This is a genomic window from Lactiplantibacillus modestisalitolerans (genome assembly GCF_005405425.1).
GTDB classification, from domain to species: Bacteria; Bacillota; Bacilli; order Lactobacillales; family Lactobacillaceae; genus Lactiplantibacillus; species Lactiplantibacillus modestisalitolerans.
On sequence record NZ_BJEA01000011.1, the window covers coordinates 108936 to 128618 of the forward strand.

At 47.9% G+C, this 19683-nt stretch carries 22 protein-coding genes and 1 other RNA gene; 9 read left to right on the forward strand and 14 right to left on the reverse strand.

Annotated elements, in window-relative coordinates; genetic code table 11:
• The first annotated feature begins 40 nt into the window (after positions 1-40).
• The 6 genes from FFM79_RS07460 to phnW all read left to right on the forward strand — a co-directional run bounded on the left by FFM79_RS07460 (position 41) and on the right by phnW (position 5779).
• Positions 41-1093 carry a phosphate/phosphite/phosphonate ABC transporter substrate-binding protein gene (locus FFM79_RS07460; RefSeq protein WP_137642848.1) on the forward strand — a complete coding sequence of 351 codons (1053 nt, stop codon included), beginning with the start codon at positions 41-43 and terminating at the stop codon, positions 1091-1093.
• Between the two features lie 37 nt (positions 1094-1130).
• Positions 1131-1904 (forward strand): phosphonate ABC transporter ATP-binding protein, encoded by a 774-nt coding sequence (gene phnC / locus FFM79_RS07465; protein ID WP_137642849.1) that lies wholly within the window; start codon positions 1131-1133, stop codon positions 1902-1904.
• Complete coding sequence (phnE, locus tag FFM79_RS07470; protein WP_137642850.1) at positions 1894-2697, forward strand: phosphonate ABC transporter, permease protein PhnE; 804 nt, start codon at positions 1894-1896, stop codon at positions 2695-2697. Before phnC ends, phnE begins: the two co-directional genes overlap by 11 nt.
• Positions 2694-3551, forward strand: coding sequence for a PhnE/PtxC family ABC transporter permease (locus FFM79_RS07475; protein WP_137642851.1), 858 nt, complete (start codon positions 2694-2696; stop codon positions 3549-3551). Before phnE ends, FFM79_RS07475 begins: the two co-directional genes overlap by 4 nt.
• A 19-nt stretch (positions 3552-3570) precedes the next feature.
• Complete coding sequence (gene phnX, locus FFM79_RS07480) at positions 3571-4365, forward strand: phosphonoacetaldehyde hydrolase (RefSeq protein ID WP_137642852.1); 795 nt, start codon at positions 3571-3573, stop codon at positions 4363-4365.
• 313 nt (positions 4366-4678) lie between these two features.
• Positions 4679-5779, forward strand: a complete 1101-nt coding sequence (gene phnW / locus FFM79_RS07485; RefSeq protein WP_137642853.1) for a 2-aminoethylphosphonate--pyruvate transaminase — start codon at positions 4679-4681, stop codon at positions 5777-5779.
• A gap of 90 nt (positions 5780-5869) precedes the next feature.
• Here the strand turns inward: phnW and galE are convergent, their stop codons facing one another.
• The 14 genes from galE to FFM79_RS07555 all read right to left on the reverse strand — a co-directional run bounded on the left by galE (position 5870) and on the right by FFM79_RS07555 (position 15789).
• Positions 5870-6865 carry a UDP-glucose 4-epimerase GalE gene (galE, locus tag FFM79_RS07490; RefSeq protein WP_137642854.1) on the reverse strand — a complete coding sequence of 332 codons (996 nt, stop codon included), beginning with the start codon at positions 6863-6865 and terminating at the stop codon, positions 5870-5872.
• A gap of 173 nt (positions 6866-7038) precedes the next feature.
• The gene (locus FFM79_RS07495; RefSeq protein ID WP_137642855.1) at positions 7039-7824 is read right to left on the reverse strand and encodes an acyl-[acyl-carrier-protein] thioesterase; all 786 of its coding nucleotides are present in this window, start codon (positions 7822-7824) and stop codon (positions 7039-7041) included.
• Positions 7825-8721, reverse strand: a complete 897-nt coding sequence (rsmI, locus tag FFM79_RS07500) for a 16S rRNA (cytidine(1402)-2'-O)-methyltransferase (RefSeq protein ID WP_137642856.1) — start codon at positions 8719-8721, stop codon at positions 7825-7827.
• A 16-nt stretch (positions 8722-8737) separates the two neighbouring features.
• Entirely contained in the window at positions 8738-9085 is a 348-nt protein-coding gene (locus tag FFM79_RS07505; RefSeq protein WP_137642857.1) for a DNA replication initiation control protein YabA, read from the reverse strand.
• A 24-nt stretch (positions 9086-9109) separates the two neighbouring features.
• A complete protein-coding gene (gene holB / locus FFM79_RS07510; protein ID WP_137642858.1) occupies positions 9110-10132 on the reverse strand; it encodes a DNA polymerase III subunit delta' in 1023 nt (340 codons plus the stop codon).
• A gap of 12 nt (positions 10133-10144) precedes the next feature.
• Entirely contained in the window at positions 10145-10474 is a 330-nt protein-coding gene (gene darA / locus FFM79_RS07515; RefSeq protein ID WP_137642859.1) for a cyclic di-AMP receptor DarA, read from the reverse strand.
• Positions 10475-10476: 2 nt separating this feature from the next.
• Positions 10477-11136: a dTMP kinase gene (tmk, locus tag FFM79_RS07520; protein ID WP_137642860.1), complete on the reverse strand. Its 660-nt coding sequence runs from the start codon at positions 11134-11136 to the stop codon at positions 10477-10479.
• 345 nt (positions 11137-11481) lie between these two features.
• Positions 11482-11736 (reverse strand): YaaL family protein, encoded by a 255-nt coding sequence (locus tag FFM79_RS07525; RefSeq protein WP_137642861.1) that lies wholly within the window; start codon positions 11734-11736, stop codon positions 11482-11484.
• A 14-nt stretch (positions 11737-11750) separates the two neighbouring features.
• Positions 11751-12350 (reverse strand): recombination mediator RecR, encoded by a 600-nt coding sequence (recR, locus tag FFM79_RS07530; protein WP_137642862.1) that lies wholly within the window; start codon positions 12348-12350, stop codon positions 11751-11753.
• A 22-nt stretch (positions 12351-12372) separates the two neighbouring features.
• Complete coding sequence (locus FFM79_RS07535) at positions 12373-12681, reverse strand: YbaB/EbfC family nucleoid-associated protein (protein ID WP_137642863.1); 309 nt, start codon at positions 12679-12681, stop codon at positions 12373-12375.
• Between the two features lie 23 nt (positions 12682-12704).
• Complete coding sequence (gene dnaX, locus FFM79_RS07540) at positions 12705-14396, reverse strand: DNA polymerase III subunit gamma/tau (RefSeq protein ID WP_137642864.1); 1692 nt, start codon at positions 14394-14396, stop codon at positions 12705-12707.
• A 136-nt stretch (positions 14397-14532) separates the two neighbouring features.
• An RNA gene (gene ffs, locus FFM79_RS07545) (signal recognition particle sRNA small type) lies at positions 14533-14619 on the reverse strand.
• Positions 14620-14672: 53 nt separating this feature from the next.
• On the reverse strand, positions 14673-15179 hold the full coding sequence (tadA, locus tag FFM79_RS07550; RefSeq protein ID WP_137642865.1) for a tRNA adenosine(34) deaminase TadA: 507 nt from the start codon (positions 15177-15179) through the stop codon (positions 14673-14675).
• Position 15180: 1 nt separating this feature from the next.
• A complete protein-coding gene (locus tag FFM79_RS07555) occupies positions 15181-15789 on the reverse strand; it encodes a class I SAM-dependent methyltransferase (RefSeq protein ID WP_137642866.1) in 609 nt (202 codons plus the stop codon).
• Between the two features lie 226 nt (positions 15790-16015).
• On the opposite strand from FFM79_RS07555, the gene FFM79_RS07560 reads away from it, so the two are divergent.
• The 3 genes from FFM79_RS07560 (at position 16016) to nrdF (ending at position 19602) form a co-directional block, all read left to right on the forward strand.
• Complete coding sequence (locus tag FFM79_RS07560) at positions 16016-16246, forward strand: redoxin NrdH (protein ID WP_137642867.1); 231 nt, start codon at positions 16016-16018, stop codon at positions 16244-16246.
• Positions 16247-16391: 145 nt separating this feature from the next.
• Positions 16392-18557 (forward strand): class 1b ribonucleoside-diphosphate reductase subunit alpha, encoded by a 2166-nt coding sequence (nrdE, locus tag FFM79_RS07565; RefSeq protein WP_137642868.1) that lies wholly within the window; start codon positions 16392-16394, stop codon positions 18555-18557.
• Positions 18558-18582: 25 nt separating this feature from the next.
• A complete protein-coding gene (nrdF, locus tag FFM79_RS07570; RefSeq protein ID WP_137642869.1) occupies positions 18583-19602 on the forward strand; it encodes a class 1b ribonucleoside-diphosphate reductase subunit beta in 1020 nt (339 codons plus the stop codon).
• Positions 19603-19683 lie beyond the last annotated feature (81 nt).

Sequence of the window (19683 nt, forward strand, 5' to 3'; positions counted from 1 at the left end):
CTACACAAGTAACTAAATTACTTGGAGGTAATTGGAAATTATGTCAAAGCTTAGTAAATCTCTTTTAGGTCTTTCGTTTCTCTCAGTCGTTGGGTTAGGACTCGCAGGTTGTGCAAGTGGCACGAGCACGAAGTCTAGCAGCAGTAATACTGATGCGGACAAGAGCAAAGCCATTACGGTCGTTTTCTACCCGAACGAATCTGCCAAAAGTTTTTCAACGTCCCGGGACGCTCTGAAGAAGTCCATTGAAAAAGCAACTGGTAAGACGGTTAAATTACAAACCACGACCGACTACAACGTTGCGATTCAAGCAATTTCTTCTGGTAAGGCCCAACTTGCTTACATGGGTGCCAACGGTTATATCCAAGCCCACCACTTAAGCAAGGACGTTGTGCCGTTCGCTGCGCAATCTGATGCGGAAGGAACCTTAAAGAAGGCAACTTACAACTCATACTTAATGGTACAACAAAAAGATGCTAAACAGTATGAAGAAAACGGTAAATACAGCATTAAGAACGTTAAAGGCAAAAAAATGTCCTACGTTTCAAACAGCTCAACTTCCGGTTTCTTAATTCCAACCGCTGAATTAACCCGCGAATTTAACATCAAGGATACCCAAAAGCTTTCACAAAGCGGTGATTTCTTCAGCAAAGTTCTTTACGGTGGCTCCCACCAAGGATCAGCCGTTAACTTGCTGAAGGGTGACGCTGACGTAGCCGCATTTGATGATGCCGACTTGATGCCATACTTAAAAGCCACTGAAGGTTCATGGGATAAAGTTGGTTCAACCTTCACGGTTAAGGACGACGCTGAAGCACCGTTCAATAGCTTAAAGGGTAAATCAGTCGTTAACATCGCCATGATGCCCGTTCAACAAGGACCATGGGTCTACAACACTAAGACTTTAAGCAAGACTGACCAAAAGAAGATTGCTGACGAATTCACTTCCAAAGAATTTGCTAACAACGAAAAGATCTTCTCCAAGCCAGGTGCTAAGAAGCCATCCATGTTCCCTAAGAAGAGTGAAAAGACTCAATTGATCAAAGTTACCGATAAATGGTACGCCCCAACTCATAAGTTAGTTGGTTATTAAACCGAGTTCCATTTAGGGATTTAAGAAAGGAATTGCTATGCTCAAGGTCATTCAACTAGATAAAACTTACGGTTCAGATAAGCACTCGCTCCAATCCGTTGACTTTACGGCTCAGCCGGGAGAAGTAACGGCAATTATTGGGCCTTCAGGTGCTGGGAAAACAACGATTCTTCGGAGTATCAATCAGCTTATTCGAGATGATAGCGGTCAGATTCTACTTGATGACCAAGATATTCGCCAAGCTAACAAAGCCGAACTACGTAAAATTCGTCACCACATTGGGATGATTTTCCAAAACTATAACTTGATCAGTCCGCTAACTGCCCTTGAAAACGTCCTTCACGGTCGTTTAGGTGCTAAGTCAACGATTGCGGGAATGCTCGGTCTTTATAGTGATGCGGAAAAAACCGAAGCCTTAGAACTGCTTAAGGAAGTCGGCTTGCAAGATTACGCCTATCAGCGCTGCGACCAACTAAGCGGTGGTCAGCAACAACGTGTCGGAATTGCCCGGGCGCTCATGCAACATCCCAAAATGATTCTCTGTGACGAACCCATCGCATCCCTAGATCCTAAATCAACCAAAATCGTGATGGATATTTTGCGTCAACTGGCTCGTGAAAAACAACTCATTATTTTAATCAACTTGCACCAGGTTGACATTGCCATGGAGTATGCCGACCACGTTGTTGGGATTAACAGCGGTAAAATCGTCTTTACTGGGCCAACCAGCGATGTCGACGATACCGTCTTGCAAAACATCTATCGCCAAACTGACACCTCTGAATCGGTGGTGAGTGCTAATGAAAACTAATTACCATTCACCGCAACAATTTTTCCGTCAACGGCGCTTACGGTTATTTACCGTATTAGTAATTTTGTTAGGAATCTACTTCACGTCAATGGCACTGGTTAACTTTCAAACTTGGAATTCGATTACCAAAATTCCAGCTGGTTTGATTTGGTTGTTTCACAATTTTATTCCGACTGAACGCTCAATTTCCTCTTTAGGACAGATTCTTTATCAGTTATGGCGGACCTTGCTCGTATCAATTTCTTCCACCGTGGTTGCTAGTTTGTTTTCGCTGGTTTTTGCCATCTTAGGGGCTAAAACCACCACGCCAAACGAAGCTGTTCGGTTAATCGTTCGGTTTGGTGCGTCCCTACTACGGAATATTCCAGTCGTGGCTTGGGCCATGATCCTACTCTTTTCATTTAAGCAAAGTGACTTCACTGGCTTTCTAGCCCTCTTCTTTATGACCCTGGGTTATTTAACCCGTGCATTTACGGAAACCATTGAAGATCTCGATGCTGAAAAGTTACAAGCGCTCCAAGCCGTTGGGGCTAACTATTTCCAATGCGTCTTCTGTGGGATTCTTCCCGAAGCTGCTAGTACAATGACCAGTTGGGTTCTTTACATGATTGAAAACAACTTACGAGACGCGACCCTCGTTGGCTTACTAACGGGGACCGGGGTCGGCTTCCTCTTTGACTTTTATTTCAAGAGTTTCCGCTATGACGCAGCCGGCCTAATCGTACTGTTGATTGCCGTCTTAGTCATTGTTCTAGAATTAACGTCAACCCAAATTCGGAGGGCCATTGCATGATGGAAAATAGTCAACCAAAACCAAACATCATTCAACCATCAGCACCACAGCCTAAACGGGTGTCACTTGTCACCCGCCCCCGTAAAATCCTACGGGGCGTCTTATTAGGCCTCTTGCTGATCACGATTTACTCATTAGCAACGCTCAATAACGCGAACCTCAACCTTGCCGAAGCGTTCCATAGTCTCGGCGTTAACTTAAGTGCGATGTTCCTACATCCTAGTGTCGGCCAGGATTCATGGCAATTACTCCTGCGCGCGTTAGTAACGAGTGTTTCGCTAGCACTATTGACGACTTTATTAGGTGCCCTAATTGCTTTCTTTATCGCCGTTGGCGCAGCCCGGAACTTATCACCCGCTTGGCTCGCAACAAGCATTAAAGCAGTCATGGCGTTTATCCGTGCGATTCCAACCATTCTATGGGTCTTAATTTATTCCGTAGTAATGGGCCTAGGGGCTAGTGCGGCCGTTGTCGGGTTAACTTTCCATAGTGTCGCCTACCTCGTTAAGGCGTACTCGGAAAGTATTGAAGAAACGCCCCAAGACACAATTGAAGCTTTAAAGGCCAGCGGCGTTGGTTTTTGGCCGATTGTCTTTCAGGCGATTTTACCGTCAATTGTTCCGGCCTTACTAAGCTGGACCTTCATTCGCTTTGAAATTAACTTTGCCAATGCGGTTGCCGTTGGAGCGGCGGCTGGGGCCGACGATATCGGCTACTTCCTCTTCATGGCGGGAAGTTTCTACTTTAACTTCCACGAAGTTGGCTTGATCGTTTACCTCCTACTCGGGGTTGCAATCATTCTCGAACTTATTTCCATGAAACTGCGGGGGCACTATTTGAAACAAACGAACTAATTTTAAAGGAGCCAACAATATGAGTATTCAAGCAGTAATTTTTGACTGGGCCGGTACGACCATCGATTACGGTAGTCGGGCCCCCATCGTCGCTTTCCAAAAAGCGTTCGAAAACGTTGGGATCGCCATTACGGAAGCTGAGATTCGTCAGGATATGGGACTGGATAAATATAACCATATTCAAAAAATCATTAGCCTTCCCGCCGTTCAAAACGACTGGCAAGCTCGGTTCCAAGTTTTACCAACGAGTGATGACTGTGATCGGATTTATCGCGATTTCAAAGCCATCCTTCTCGCTTCATTAACGAACTTTGCTAAGTTAAAGCCCGGCATGACTTCGGTGATCGACTATCTTGATGACCATCAGATTGCCTACGGGACGACCACCGGTTATGATTCGGAAATGTTATCCATCGTTTTACCGATTGCCGTTAAGCAAGGATACCTTCCAGCTGTAAACATTACTTCTGATCAAACCAACGGTATCGGTCGACCAGCGGCTGCAATGCTGGAATTGGCTTGTGACCAGTTAGAAGTAACGGACGCCGCAACCGTTATGAAAGTTGGCGACTCAGTTAACGACATCCTAGAAGGTCAAAATGCCGACGCGATTACCGTTGGAATTATTGATGGTAGCAACCTGATGGGCTTATCCGAAGCAGAATTCAACAGTCTTTCAGAAAGTGACCGGGCTGCATTACGGACCCAGGTTGCCCAAGCTTACCAAAAGGTTGGCGCGGACTACATCTTAGAATCAATGGCTGAACTCCCTGCCCTAATCGACAGCATAAATCAACCGGTTGCTAACGATTAATTTATTAAGCTAGCTGACCACTTCATGGCCCCGCACTGTGAGCTGATCCAAGCTACCAGTGCGGGGCTTTATTGTAAGTGTGCTGGAAGACTTTGGACGTCCGTTGCCGTATTGATAAGCCGTCAAAATAAGTAGCGGTGCACCCCTCACAGCTGCTGGGTGCACCGGCGCCTTAACCAAGGTATCGGCCACGCTTTCTTGCAACGTCCTACTAGTTCACCCGACGACCAGTCGTCTTACCACTTTAAACTAAGAAAGGAAGTGTGTCCCAAAAGTCAGTCTCTACGCCTTTGGGGCACCACAACAATTAACTATGAAACAACCTTATTTACTATTAACACCAGGTCCACTTAGTACTACCCCAACCGTTAAAGAAGCCATGCAAATCGATTACTGCACTTGGGATAGTGATTACCGTAGTGTTACTGAAACCATTCGTTCTCAAATTTTAACGATGGCGCAAGCCAATCCCGAAACGTATACCACCGTCCTACTACAAGGTAGCGGTAGTTACGGGGTCGAAGCAACCGTTGGTACCGCCGTTCCCCGTGAAGGGGCTGTACTAATGATCGCCATTAATGGCGCTTATGGCCACCGAATCAGCGAGATTGCCGAATATTACCAAATTCCCCACGTCGACGTGGTGTTCAATGAAGACGAAGCGGTTGATCCCCAACGGATTGCCGCAGCCCTCGCAGAACATCCCGAAGTAACGCACTTTGCTACCATCCATAGCGAAACGACGACCGGTGTGCTTAACCCGATTGAAGCCTTAATGCCTATGATGCGTGAGCGCGGTATTATCACCATTATTGATGCCATGTCTAGCATGGGCGGCGTTCCCATTAACGTTGACGACCTCGACTGTGACTACATCATTAGTAGCGCCAACAAATGTGTGCAGGGCGTTCCCGGCTTCGCGTACATCATTGCGAAAAAGACGACGCTCGCACAAACGGCTGAAAACGCTCGCTCACTGTGCCTTGACCTTTACGATCAGTGGCAAGCAATGACTAAGCAGCCAGGGAAGTGGCGGTTTACGTCCCCAACCCACGTTGTCCACGCCTTTGCACAAGCCTTAATCGAATTGAATGCCGAAGGGGGCGTTGACGCGCGCTACCAACGTTACCACGCCAATCAGCAACTCCTCAGTACCGGCATGCAAGGTCTCGGCTTTGACTTGGTGATTGATCCAGCTATTCAGGGTCCCATCATCACTTCTTTCGCCTATCCGAGTGCTAACTTTGATTTTGCCGGCTTCTACGAATTCATTAAAGCCCGCGGGTTCGTCATTTACCCCGGTAAGGTTTCGACGATTCCTAGTTTCCGAATTGGGACGATTGGTGACGTTGAGACAACCGACATTCAGCGGTTACTCGCAATCATCGGTGATTATCAACAACTTAATCGCTAAGTCGTAACGATTCAAATTTAGGACGCCAACATCACAATCACAACTAAGGGCCCCGAAGCAAATTAGCTTCGGGGCCCTTTTAGTCATGGCTTAGTGGCGGTCATCATAACCGTTAGGATGCTTTTGCGTCCAAGTCCAAGCCGTTTTAATAATGTCATTAACGTTGTCATAGTGTGGTTGCCAACCCAAAATTTCCCGCGCCTTATCACTAGCTGCAACCAGTGAATCGGGATCGCCCGGACGCCGAGCCGCCAAGGTTGCCGGAATTGGTTCGCCAGTTACTTCCCGGGCTGCAGTCAACATCTGTTTATTTGAAAAGCCCGTTGAAGAACCGAGGTTAAAGGCGTTACTTTCATTGCCAGCTGCCAGGTACTTCAGCGCTAAAATGTGGGCATCGGCTAAGTCAACGACGTGCACGTAATCACGTACGTTGGTGCCATCCGGCGTGTTGTAGTCGTCGCCAAAGATTTTCAGTTCATCCCGTTTACCCTGTGCTACTTGCAAAATAATTGGGACTAAATGGGTTTCAGGGCCGTGATCTTCACCAATACTCCCATCCGGCTTCGCACCAGCAACGTTAAAGTAACGTAAGGCAACGAATTTAATGCCGTAAGCCACGTCCGCCCAGTGCATGATGTGTTCCATCATCAGCTTACTTGCGCCGTACGGGTTAATTGGTTCTTGCGGATCGGTTTCCTTGATTGGAATCTGTTTAGGCGTTCCGTAGGTTGCCGCCGTTGATGAGAAGACGATGCGCTTCACATCGTGGGCCTGCATCACTTCGAGCAACGTAATCATTCCGCCCGTGTTATTATCAAAATATTTAAGGGGCTTAGCCATTGATTCTGGGACAACTGAGAACGCCGCAAAGTGCACGACCGCTTCAATTGGTTCTTCATCAAATACGTGGTTCATGAAGTCCTTATCGCGAACGTCCCCCTGATAAAATTTAGCTGCCGCGTTAATCGCTGCGCGGTGTCCCGTGACCAAATTATCAACAACGACCACGTCCTGGTCGTTTTGAACTAACCGGTCAACCATGTGAGATCCGATGTAGCCGGCTCCCCCTAATACTAGAATTGACATAGTGTTTCCTCCCCTACAAAGATAGTTTAATGATAGCATAACTAGCCCAACTTGCGGTTAAAACTTGCGGTAAAATCACGGTTACACCTGCATTTCAGCCACTAACTTCGTAAAGTTAATTGGACACAAAAAACTGCCAAACCGTAGAACGGCTGACAGTTTCAATAATCAAATTAAGCTTGCGGTTGGGTCGTTGGTTGCCACCGAATCGTGACTTCACAGCACTTTTCCTCACCAACCTGAATCACGTGACTCGTCGTAACCGTGCCGTCTTCAGCTACCGGTAACTGGTTCACCTGCGCCGTCACCGTATGGCCATACTGAACCTCGTTTTCGTAGCGAACGTCCACGTGCTGGAGATCGTGTTGTAACAAGAACGCCGCTGGCAGCGTATCTAATAGCCAGTCAAAGTAGTGGGCGTTGTTGACGTGCCGATTGGGATCAATATCGAAGAACCGCACCCGGTAAGGCTTACTAATCGTCTGCGTGTCCGCTTCAAAGTGAATTGGACGCGGCAGGCGTGGAATCCGTTTAACCGCTTCCGAATGATACGGTGTTACTAACGCTGGAATAATCTTGACGATTTTCCGTTTTTCCTGACTCATCAGTACCCAAATACTTGTGATGTAAGCCAGTTGCTCCCCCTGCTCATCCTGAATCCAAAATTCACGAAACGCAAAGTACGGATTATACGCGGAACCCCGAACCGCAATCGTGACCGTCTCGTCCTGCCGGGGCATCCGGGTGACGTCAATGGCGTACTGAGTCACGACCCAGCCCACGCCATAGCTTTGAACGTGAGCTGTCGTTAGACCCAACGCGTCACTCTGATCCTCCGAGGCCAACACCGCAATGTTAATCAACGTCGCTAGCGTCGCCCGCCCAGTTTGATCACATTCGTAATAGGTTACCCGGTGTTGTTCGCGATAAATCGTTGCGTTTTCCCCAATCGTTGTCATTTATTCTCCCTCATTATTCGATTCAATTTCATGAAACGCGTTGTATACCACCTGGCGAGCCAAGCCCCGACGTTTCGCAATCACCTTAACCGCGGCATTCGGCTTCTGACCAGCCGCCACGAGTGCCTCCACCTGAGCTTTAAGTGGTAATTCCGCTAGTTCGTCGGCTTCCGCCGGCGTAGCGGGCTTTGGATTACCACCAATCAGTAACACGAACTCACCCTTTAGCTGATGATCTTGCGACCACGCAACGAGCTCGGTCAAAGTGCCCCGCGCAAACTCCTCGTAGCGCTTCGTTAGCTCACGACAAGCCACAATTGGTCGGCTTCCTTCACAAACCGTGGCGAGCGCCGCCAGCGTCTTCGCCACCCGGAACGGTGATTCGTATAAAATAACCGTTTCAGGCCGTTGGGCCAACGCAGCTAAGGCGTCGCGTTGCTCGTGTTTCTTTCTTGGTAAGAACCCGTAAAAGTAGAACGGTTGCGGTACCAATCCCGACGCAATCAGCGCCGTTAACCCCGCATTAGCCCCCGGTAACGGCACAACGGGAACGTCAGCTTGAATGCAAGCTGCCACCAATTCTTTACCCGGATCACTAATTGACGGCATCCCAGCATCACTCACTTGCGCAACCGATTGACCCGCCTGCAAGTCCGCTAATAATTGGGGAATGCGTTCCTGGGTATTATGTTCATGAAAACTAATTTGTTTAGTTGTAATTTCAAAGTGGTTCAATAATTTCTGTGTATTCCGGGTATCTTCCGCAGCAATTAAATCAACGGTTTTTAACGTCTCAACCGCCCGGTAAGTCATGTCCTGTAAATTACCAATTGGCGTTGGGACCAAGTATAACGTCCCCGTCTGCGCGTGCGGTGCAAAACTTTGTTGCGTCTGCATGTGTTCCTCCCTACTACTAAGCCCGTTCCCGTTCACCATAGATCACTTCTAGGCAGAAAACGCAGGATTCGTCATCGTCACGCCGCTTACCATAAAACTGGTTGCAAACGTGAAACCCTTCGTCGTATAACTTCTCTAGGTTTTGGCGCGATTTTGAAAGCGTCGTTGTGCCAACGGGCTTTTTCGGCAATTCGTTTTCTAATTCGACCATGTGCTCACGTAGCCGTTCGTTTTCAATGACTAGTTCCGCGTTTTTTTCCAACACGGTCGTCATATCCGCACGTAACTTGGCCATTTTATCGAGCATCTGCCGCATTTGTTGTTCCATACCACCAAAACTATCATATAAATCACGCTTATCCACACGCTCACCCTCGTTTTCCTTTTATTAAGCGTTTATCTGAAAAATCGGCCATAACTGTAACGTTAGACCTTCCATTACATTTTGAAAACTAATATTACTAGCTAATTGGCGCTTAGCCGTTAAAGCTAACTCGGTCGCCTCAATTAATTGCCGCGCACTTAAATTGGTCGTTAGCTTCGTCAGCGCCTGTTGGTACTGACCAAACGTCAACTCGTTGGCGGCATCCACTTGAAAATGCAACTGGAGTAAATCTTGAAATAGCGCGGCAACTAAATCGAGCATTACCGCTTGCTGATTCGTTTCCTTAGCCAACCCAACTAAATGGACTTGCACGGCCACAAAACTGCGGGCCTCCCCCGCCACGACTTGTTCAAACCAGCGCCACAGCGCCTCGGCCGCTTGCGGGAGCCAATCATCCGCCAATAACGCTTGGGCCTGCGTCACACTATTCGTCAGTCCCCGTAACATTTGGGCCTGCGCGGACGGAATTCCAGCCGCCTCAAAGGTTTGTTGCAGGGCCTGTGCGTTTAGCGGTGGAAATTCAATCACCTGAGTTCGCGAGATGATCGTCGGCAGCATCAACTGCTTATTGGTCGTGAGGAGCAACGCCGTTACATTACCGCTCGGCTCTTCAATAAACTTCAATAAACTATTGGCTGCGCTGGCGGTCATTTTTTCCGCATCCGAAATGATGAAAAGTTTCCGGTTTCCTTCGACGGCACTCTTGGAAAATTCCGCCTTCAAGTACCGTACTTGCTCAACGTGAATGCTTTTACCAGTCGGCGCCACCGTCACAATGTCCGGGTGCGAACCGTTAGCAATTCTGACGCACTCCTCGCAGGTCCCATCAGGCTCGCCGTCAACAACGTGGAGGCAAAAGAGCCGTTGCGCGATCCACTGCGCCAGTTCGGCCTGACCAGCGCCCTCCATTCCCGTAAACAGGTAGGCATGCGCTAAGTGCTTTTGTTGAATAATATGTTTAAAAGCTGTCAATAAGCGCGGTTGCTTCGCAACCAACGTCTGCGACAGTGTCTCGGCCGCTACCATTACTTACCACCCTTAAAATTGATGAAATTGTTCGATTGGTAATACAAAGACGGTCGCACCGCCAACTTGAACTTCCACGGGATAGGCCGAAGCCCCATCCATCGTCACGTCCAAATTAACGGGCGGCGTCATAAATTGATCCCGGGCGTGACTGGTTTCCTTAATCATGTTCAGAACTTCCTCGACCCGTTCGTCTTCAATCCCAATCATAAACGTCGTGTTCCCCGAGCGGAGAAAACCACCGGTCGTGGATAACTTAGTTGCCCGAACGTCCGCTTCAATAAATTGACTACTTAGTCGATTGGTATCCTTATCTTGAACGATTGCAATAATTAATTTCATCGTTACGACTTCCCTTCAGTGGTCAAATAAGTTGGTAACTGGGCGGTCATGATTTGAAGCGCCTCACTCACAACGGCTTCAAGTGGCTGACTGGCATCCACACGCTTAATCCGTTCTGGATTGGCTGCTAAGAGTCGCAAATAGGCCGCCTGAACTTTGTGGTGAAAACTAAGTGCTTCAACATCTAACCGATTAATTTCATTTTGACGGTGCGTCTGAATTCGCTTTAAACCAACCGCCGCATCGACGTCAAAGTACAGGGTTAAATCGGGCGTTAAGCCCTGAGTTGCAAACTGGTTCATGTCGTAAACGGCCTGCTCCCCAATCTCACGCCCTGCGCCCTGGTACGCCACCGAACTATCAATGTAGCGGTCACATAAAACGAGTTGATTTTGTTTTAAGGCGGGTAAAATTTCTTGCACAATGTGTTGGCGCCGCGCCGCTGCATAAAGCAATGCCTCGGTCCGATCATCCATCATCGTATTGTTTCGATCTAAAATAATGGTCCGAATCGCTTCTGAGATGTGGTTACCACCAGGTTCACGCGTCACAACTAACCGATCCCCCAACCGCGGCTTTAATTTGGCCACGATGGCGTTCAAAGCTGACGTTTTTCCGGCGCCATCCGGCCCTTCAAAGGTTACTAATTTTCCTGTCAACATTCCCAATCCCATCTAAATTCACTTTTTTCGTATATGTGTTAATTGTACTTGATTGCGGGTGGCATGTCTAATGCACCCACCACTAGTGGCGGTATTTTTCGGCAGAAAAAAACCAGGATTGCCACTACCAATTGTGGTTTATAAATAAAATTGCTTCCCAGCTTAATTTATCAACAAACTACCAGATTATTTGAACAGCTTACTATTTTCATACGTTTCAAAAACATCCCTGGTTAGCGCTCAGCACATAAAAGTTTAAAGTAAAGGCCAGTAAGCACAATCGCTCACTAGCCTCATTCGCTTATTTTAGGTTGATAACAACGCTACCGCATTCAAAACTAATCCTTACGAATCAATCACCGACGGCTGAATCGTCTGACCATGCACCTGGCGCCGACGAGCCTCACGGTATAAGTACAAGTACTTCGCCCGCGCGAGCGCCGTTCTAGTCACTAATTCGCTCGTATTACTATCATAAATCGCCTGTTCATTTTGCTTAGCCCGGTCCCAATCGAGCTTAGCCGCGTTCAGTGTATCAAGTAACTGTTGGTCGAACACGTCTTTCGGGTGCTTGATCTTGCCACTACGTTTAAAAAGCATTCGCAATCCCCCCGTTACATCTCCTGCCGGCCTTCAACGGCCTTAAATAACGTCATTTCGTCCGCGTACTGAATATCACTACCAACTGACAATCCGTGCGCTAAGCGCGTCACTTTAATCCCAGCGGGCTTCACTAATCGTGAAATGTACATCGCGGTTGCTTCCCCTTCCGGCGTGGCGTTGGTCGCGATGATAACTTCCTTAATGGCTTCATTTTTCTGCAGCCGTTTTAACAAACTGGCAATGTTAATATCTTCCGGGCCCTTACCGTCAACTGGCGACAACACCCCGTGTAACACGTGGTACAAGCCGTGGTATTCCTTGACTCGTTCCATGGCCATCACGTCTTTCGGTTCTTCAACCACTAAGACGGTGCTTTGATCCCGGGACTTATCGCGACAAACGACGCAGGGGTCATCTTCAGTAATGTTGCCACAAATACTACAAAAATGGAGATCCCGTTTGGCGGCAACCAGCGCTTTAGCAAACTCGGTCACGTCGTCACCATCCATGTCGATCGTGTAAAACGCCAACCGGGTTGCAGTCTTACCACCAATGCCGGGTAGCTTCATATAACTATCAATCAACTTAGCAATTGGTTCTGGATACTGCATGTGCTTACCTCATTCTATCGATTTACTTTAATCCTTGCGTATACTTACCCATCGTACTCTTAGTTTGGGCGTCGACCTTGGTCAGTGCGTCGTTAACGGCCGCTAAGACGAGGTCTTGCAACATGTCAACGTCGTCGGGATCGACCGCTTTCGGGTCAATCGTGATGTCTTGCATCTGCTTGTCACCCGTAAAAGTGACCTTGACCATTTCGTCCGGCGCCACCCCTTCAAATTGCTGGGCGTTGAGGGCTTCTTGTTCCGCCGTCATTTGCGCCTGCATCTTTTTCATTTGTTTCATCATGCTTTGCATATTTCCCATTCCACGCATCATGTGTCTTCATCCTTTCAAATGTCCTAATCTGGTTTAACTTCTACTAAATCCCCGAACAGTTGCTTCGCTTGATCCACGACCGGTGCTGACTGCGGCTTTGCAGGCTCCGCCTGAGTGCCACCGGGTTGGTGGGTCGCTAGGTAAGTTTTTCGAATCTCTGGCCACTGATCCTTAGGCACGTAAACAATTTTAGGCGCCTGTCCCATTAATCGGTCTAAGCCGTTGCCCAGTGCATCAATTAAGGTTTGGTCATCAATGGCCTTTTGATAAATAAAATCATAATCAAACGCAACCACAACCCCAGACGCACTCGCGGCTACTGGCTGAGCGACGTGCATCAATGCCCGTTGCGTCACGCTCAAAATGTTCATTAAATCGGTCCAAACGTCGCGAACCTTCAGTAAATCGTTCTTCGTCGCCGCCCCCAAAATTGGGTAAATCTGGCTAACGTTAACCTTCTTAACGGTCGGTTTGGCCGCCCGTGGTTTCGCCGGCGCGGTCTTCGAGGCTGCACCACCCTGGTTACGAAGCGTTTTAAGCTCCCCTTGAAGCTGGTCAACCTTGGCCGCCAGTTGTTTAACCGTGGGATCATCCGCGCTGACGGGCGTCGCCGTTGCTTGGGCTTGCGGTTGCGCGTCCAATTGCGCTAGCTTAACCGTCAGCACTTCGAGGTACACGTCCGGATGGGTCGTAAATCGCATCTGCTGCTGAATATCGTTCAACGTTTTTATCATTTGATACAGCACTTCGGCATCAATGCTATCCGCAAAGTCCTTGAAACGCTGGTCATTTTCACCCATTGCAACGCTATCGACCATTTCCGGTGCCTGTTGATAGAGTAACACGTCGCGCGTATAACTAATCAAATCTTCGATAAATCGGTTAGCATCTTTACCTTCTTGTAAGATTTCCCGCATCGTTTCCAGCGCGGGTTTCGTGACGTGGTTGGTCACTTCCTCAACGTAGTCGGCAATCAGCTTCTTAGTCACGCTACCGGTCACCATTAAGGCGTCGTCGAGCGTCACGGTGTTATCCCCAAAAGAAATGACTTGGTCTAAAATACTTAACGCGTCCCGCATCCCACCTTCAGCCGCCTGGGCAATGACCCGTAGCGCCTTTTCATCGTAGGTCACGTCCTTTTGTTTAAGGATATATTCCATGCGTGCGTAGCTATCCTTAGCGGTAATCCGCCGAAAGTCGAAACGTTGCGTCCGCGAAATAATTGTGAGTGGAATCTTATGCGGTTCGGTCGTCGCTAAAATAAAGATTACGTTGGCCGGTGGTTCTTCCAACGTTTTTAAAAGTGCGTTAAACGCCCCCGTCGACAACATGTGGACTTCGTCAATAATGTAGACTTTATAGTCCGCCTCGGTAGGCGCATACTTCGCCTTATCCCGAATATCCCGAATTTCTTCGACCCCATTGTTGGAAGCCGCATCAATTTCAATCACGTCGTTTAATTGGCCCTTGGTAATCGCCTGACAAGTGTCACATTGATTACATGGTTCGCCATCAACCAAGTGGTGACAGTTAATCGCCTTCGCAAAAATCTTCGCAGCGGAAGTCTTCCCGGTCCCCCGCGGGCCAGTAAATAAATACGCATGACTCGTTTGGTGGGTCATGATGGCATTTTTTAGCGTTTGGGTGATCATTTGCTGGCCGACAATCTCATCAAACCGTTGTGGGCGCCACACCCGATATAATGCCCGATACATGCGAATCTTCCTTTCTTACTGGCGGCTTTTGGTCACCGCATCCGTCCTAAGCTCAGCGTTATCCATCGCTGCTTAATTTCATAATTTTTTAAATAAAAAGCTCTCAACCAGATGGCTAAGAGCTGTTACATTTCATAAAAACTTAAGGCACAAGATGAAGCAAACTTAGTGCTGCTTCCTTCCGGACCTGACACGATTCGTAAATCCACCCTTGCCTTAAGGCCTTGCGGCAAATACTATCATACACGATTCAGGTCTAAATTACCAGCCATCGGTTTAATTTTTTTGAGCTGCATCCCGGCGCGCCTTCTTGGCCGCCTTTTGCCGTTTACGAATGTTTTTAAAGAAGTTTTCGAGCAACATTCCCGCTGGCCGAGCCAACACCCGCTCGTGAACCGTCACTTGGTGGTTCAGTCGGTCATCATCCATAACCGTGTACAGACTCCGAACCGCCCCCGCCTTAGGATCACGGGCACCAAAATAAACTTCGGGAATCCGGGCGTTAATAATCGCCCCACTACACATTAAGCACGGTTCCAACGTGACGTACAACTGACAATCTTCAAGTCGCCAACTATGCAACGCTTCACAGGCCTCCTGAATCGCAATGACCTCCGCGTGCAGGGTTGCGTCCTGCCCGTGCTCCCGTAAATTATGGCCGCGGCCAATAATTTCACCATCGTGCACGATGACCGCGCCAATCGGGACTTCCCCAATTAGGTAGGCCATTTTAGCCTCGTGCAACGCCTCTTGCATCCAATCTTCCGCCGTTTGCGCTGTCAAACTACCCCTCCTTCACACTTTGCAAAATGTAATACCCCTTGTCCTTCTTAATTACCTGACAATTGCCAAAGGTCACCTGCATTAACTTCTTCGCGGAAGGCGCCCCCTGCTTTTTTTGCAAAACGACCGTCAGCGTACCGCCGGTCATCAAGTGCGTTAACGCCCCCGTCAGCATTGCAGCTACCACTTGCTTGCCCGCGCGAACTGGGGGGTTCGTAACAATCGCCGCGTAATTAGTCGCCGTCACTTGGTCGTAGCAATCGGACGTAAAGACGGTCGCGTTTGTGAGTTGATTCAACGCAACGTTCCGCCGTGCTAAGCTTAGTGCCAGTTCATTAACATCGACCATGTCGACTTGGCGTTCCGGGGATTGGTAGGCTAACGCCATCCCAATTGGCCCGTAACCGGTCCCCAAATCTAAAAACGGCCCCGCTGGTAAATCACGCGGATCAAAGGCTGCTAATAGTGTCCGCGACCCGTAGTCGACCGTCCGCTTTGAGAAGACGCCGTTATCGGTCGTAAACTGAAATTGGTGGTGGTAAAGTTCAAAATTCCATTGCTTTTCATCATGCACAATATCCGGATTGTGTGTATAATAATAGTTGGTCATAATTTGTTTTCCTCTAATTTCTGGTCTACATCTATGATAACTGATTCTTAGAAAGAACAACAATAATTTTAAAACAATTTTGAACGCGGTTAAACGCCCGTCAGCAACACAACATCTTGTGGTTTTTGTCTTTTTACAGCCCCCAGATGTTGTGTTTTTTAATTGTTTTTTCCGTCCGATGTTGTATACTGTGATTATTGAAAAAACGAATTAAGGGTGATCAACAATGAAAAAAATAACCGTCTTTACTAAGAATAACTGCATGCAATGCAAAATGACTAAAAAGTTCCTCGCTGCCCACCACGTAGCCTTTGAGGAAAAGAATATCAACACGAACCCAGAGTATGTCGACTACTTAAAAAACCAAGGATTCCACGCAGTTCCCGTCGTTGAAGTTAGCGGGGAAGCAAGTATCACTGGTTTTCGTCCCGACGCTTTAAAGCAACTGGCCGTTTAATGTCAACGGCGCGGGTTGCGCGTCTTACATACCAAGCTTTGCACGGACTATTTATAAACGACCCACAATCAATCGTACCTAACTGATTGTGGGTCGTTCGTTTAGTTCGCCCGTCGTCACATTATTGATAGAAAGAGGAGACTTCATGACCTTAAAAGATTTGAAAGACGTCACGTACTACGACTTAAACAATGAGATTAACATTCCGGTCAACAACCAGATCCCGTTGAACAAGGACCAAGAAGCCCTAGAGGCGTTTCTTGACCAAAACGTTCGGCCGAATACCATGACGTTTGATAGCTTACAAGCTCGGTTTGATTATCTACGCGAACACGATTACGTAGAAACGTCGATGCTGGATAAGTATTCCCTAAGCTTCATCGAAAAACTCTACGCTTATTTACGTTCACAAGACTTCCACTTTAAAACTTTCATGGCTGCGTACAAGTTCTACGCCCAATACGCCCTCAAAACGGATGACGGCGATTACTACCTCGAAAACTTTATCGACCGGGTCGCAATGAACGCACTAGACTTCGCGGACGGTAATGAGGACTTAGCGTTAGCCCTGGCCGATGAAATCGTCCACCAACGCTACCAACCCGCAACGCCAAGTTTCTTAAATGCGGGCCGGGCTCGACGGGGAGAACTTATTTCCTGCTTCCTCATTCAATCAACTGACGACATGAATTCCATTGGCCGGACGATTAACTCCGCCCTCCAGCTTTCTCGCATTGGTGGTGGGGTTGGGATCAACCTGAGCAACTTGCGCGGGGCCGGTGATCCAATCAAGCACATTGACGGGGCTGCTAGCGGGGTCGTCCCCGTTATGAAACTTTTGGAAGACAGTTTCTCCTACTCTAATCAGTTAGGGCAACGCCAAGGGGCCGGCGTCGTCTATTTGAGCGTCTTCCATCCCGATATCATCGCTTTTCTTTCGGCTAAGAAAGAAAACGCCGATGAAAAAATTCGGCTTAAAACGCTCTCCCTAGGCGTCACGGTCCCCGATAAGTTCTACGAACTCATTAAGGCCGATGCCGACATGTACCTGTTTAGCCCGTACGGTGTTGAACGTGAATACGGCGTGCCATTTTCTTACGTGGATATTACTAAGGAATACGACAACATGGTCAAGAACCCGAACATCCGCAAAACGAAGCTGAAAGCCCGCGACCTCGAAAACGAAATTAGTAAACTGCAACAAGAATCTGGTTACCCATACGTCGTTAATATCGACACGGCTAACCGCGCCAACCCAATCGACGGAAAAATCGTCATGAGTAACCTCTGTTCCGAAGTCATGCAGGTGCAAACACCATCATTAATTGATGATCAACAACACTACGAAAAACTCGGAACCGATATTAGCTGTAACTTAGGCTCCACCAACATCGTCAACCTCATGAAGTCCCCCGACTTTGGTCATTCCGTAGAAACCATGGTTCGGGCACTGACCTTCGTGACGGACCACTCCAACGTGGACGTCGTGCCTTCAATTCAAAAGGGCAACAATCAGGCGCACACGATTGGCTTAGGGGCGATGGGGCTCCACGCTTTCTTTGCTAAGAACCACCTTGAATATGGTTGCAAGGAAGCCGTTGATTTCACAAATATCTACTTCTTACTATTAAATTACTGGACTTTAAAGGCTTCCAATGAAATTGCGAAGGAACGCCACACCACCTTCGTTGGCTTTAAAAAGTCGGCCTACGCAGACGGCTCCTATTTTGATAAGTACGTCGAACAAGATTGGCAACCAAAATACCCTGAAACCGCGGCACTCTTCAAGGGCATCGCGATTCCAAGCAAAGCGGACTGGCAAGCACTCAAAACGGCTGTCATGCAAGACGGCCTGTACCACCAGAACCGCATGGCAGTTGCGCCTAACGGGTCAATTTCTTACATTAATGACACAACGGCCAGTTTGCACCCGATCATCAACCGGGTCGAAGAACGGCAGGAAAAGAAAATTGGTAAGATCTATTATCCCGCTCCGTACCTGTCAAATGATACAATAAGTTATTATAAGTCAGCTTACGATACGGACATGCGCAAAGTGATCGACGTTTACGCAGCCGCTCAACAGCACGTTGACCAAGGGATGAGCCTGACCCTCTTCATGCGTTCGACGATTCCAGCTGGCCTATATGAATGGAAAGATGGCCGAACGAATAAAATGACGACCCGGGATCTGAACATCTTGCGGAACTACGCTTACCGTAAGGGCATCAAATCAATTTACTATATCCGGACCTTTACCGACGATGACGGCGAAGTCGGCGTCAACGAATGTGAAAGCTGCGTAATTTAGGACCCGATTTCTAGGAGGAATAACCATGGCAACAGATTTGGCTTACTACCAAAAATTACTCAGTGATGGCAACTATAAAGCCATTAACTGGGACCAAGTTTCAGACGCAATCGACAAAAGTACCTGGGAAAAACTGACCGAACAATTTTGGTTGGATACGCGGATTCCCGTTTCCAATGATTTAAGCGATTGGCGCGACCTAGACGACGACCACCGTTGGGTCGTTGGTCACGTCTTCGGCGGCCTCACCTTGCTAGACACCCTTCAATCCCAAGATGGGATGCAAGCGTTGCGGCAACACGTTTTAACCGCTCACGAAACGGCCGTTTTAAATAACATTCAATTCATGGAATCCGTGCACGCTAAGAGCTACTCCACGATTTTCCAAACGTTGAATTCGCCAGATGAAATTAACGAGATTTTCGACTGGAGTGATAGTGAAGAATACCTTCAAAATAAGGCCCAGTGGATCTATAAACTGTATGCAAACGTCGATGAAGACCCGTTGAAGCAAAAGGTGGCCAACGTCTTTCTTGAAACCTTCCTGTTTTACTCCGGCTTTTACACCCCGCTGTACTACTTGGGGCATAACCAATTACCAAACGTAGCGGAAATTATTAAGCTGATTTTACGGGATGAAAGTGTCCACGGGACCTACATCGGTTACAAGTTCCAATTAGGCTTTAAACAACGTTCTGAAAAGGAACAAGCGGCCTTTAAGGACTGGATGTTCGACTTCTTGTATAAGCTCTACGAAAACGAAGAAAACTACGTCCACTTAGTCTACGATCAAATTGGTTGGTCCGACGACGTGCTGACATTTAGTCGCTACAACGCTAACAAAGCGCTCATGAACCTTGGCCAAGACGCCCTCTTCCCAGATACTGCGGAAGACGTTAACCCGGTCGTTATGAACGGGATTTCAACTGGGACCTCCAACCACGACTTCTTCTCACAAGTTGGTAACGGTTATCGATTAGGTCAAGTTGAAGCCATGCAGGATACCGACTATGATATTGGTGAGCCTGACGATCCAAATAATTAATAAATACTGTGGCGGATAGCCTTAAAAGCGGATTTCAAGCCCTCTTGAAATCCGCTTTTTACTGGTAACGCCCAAACACTG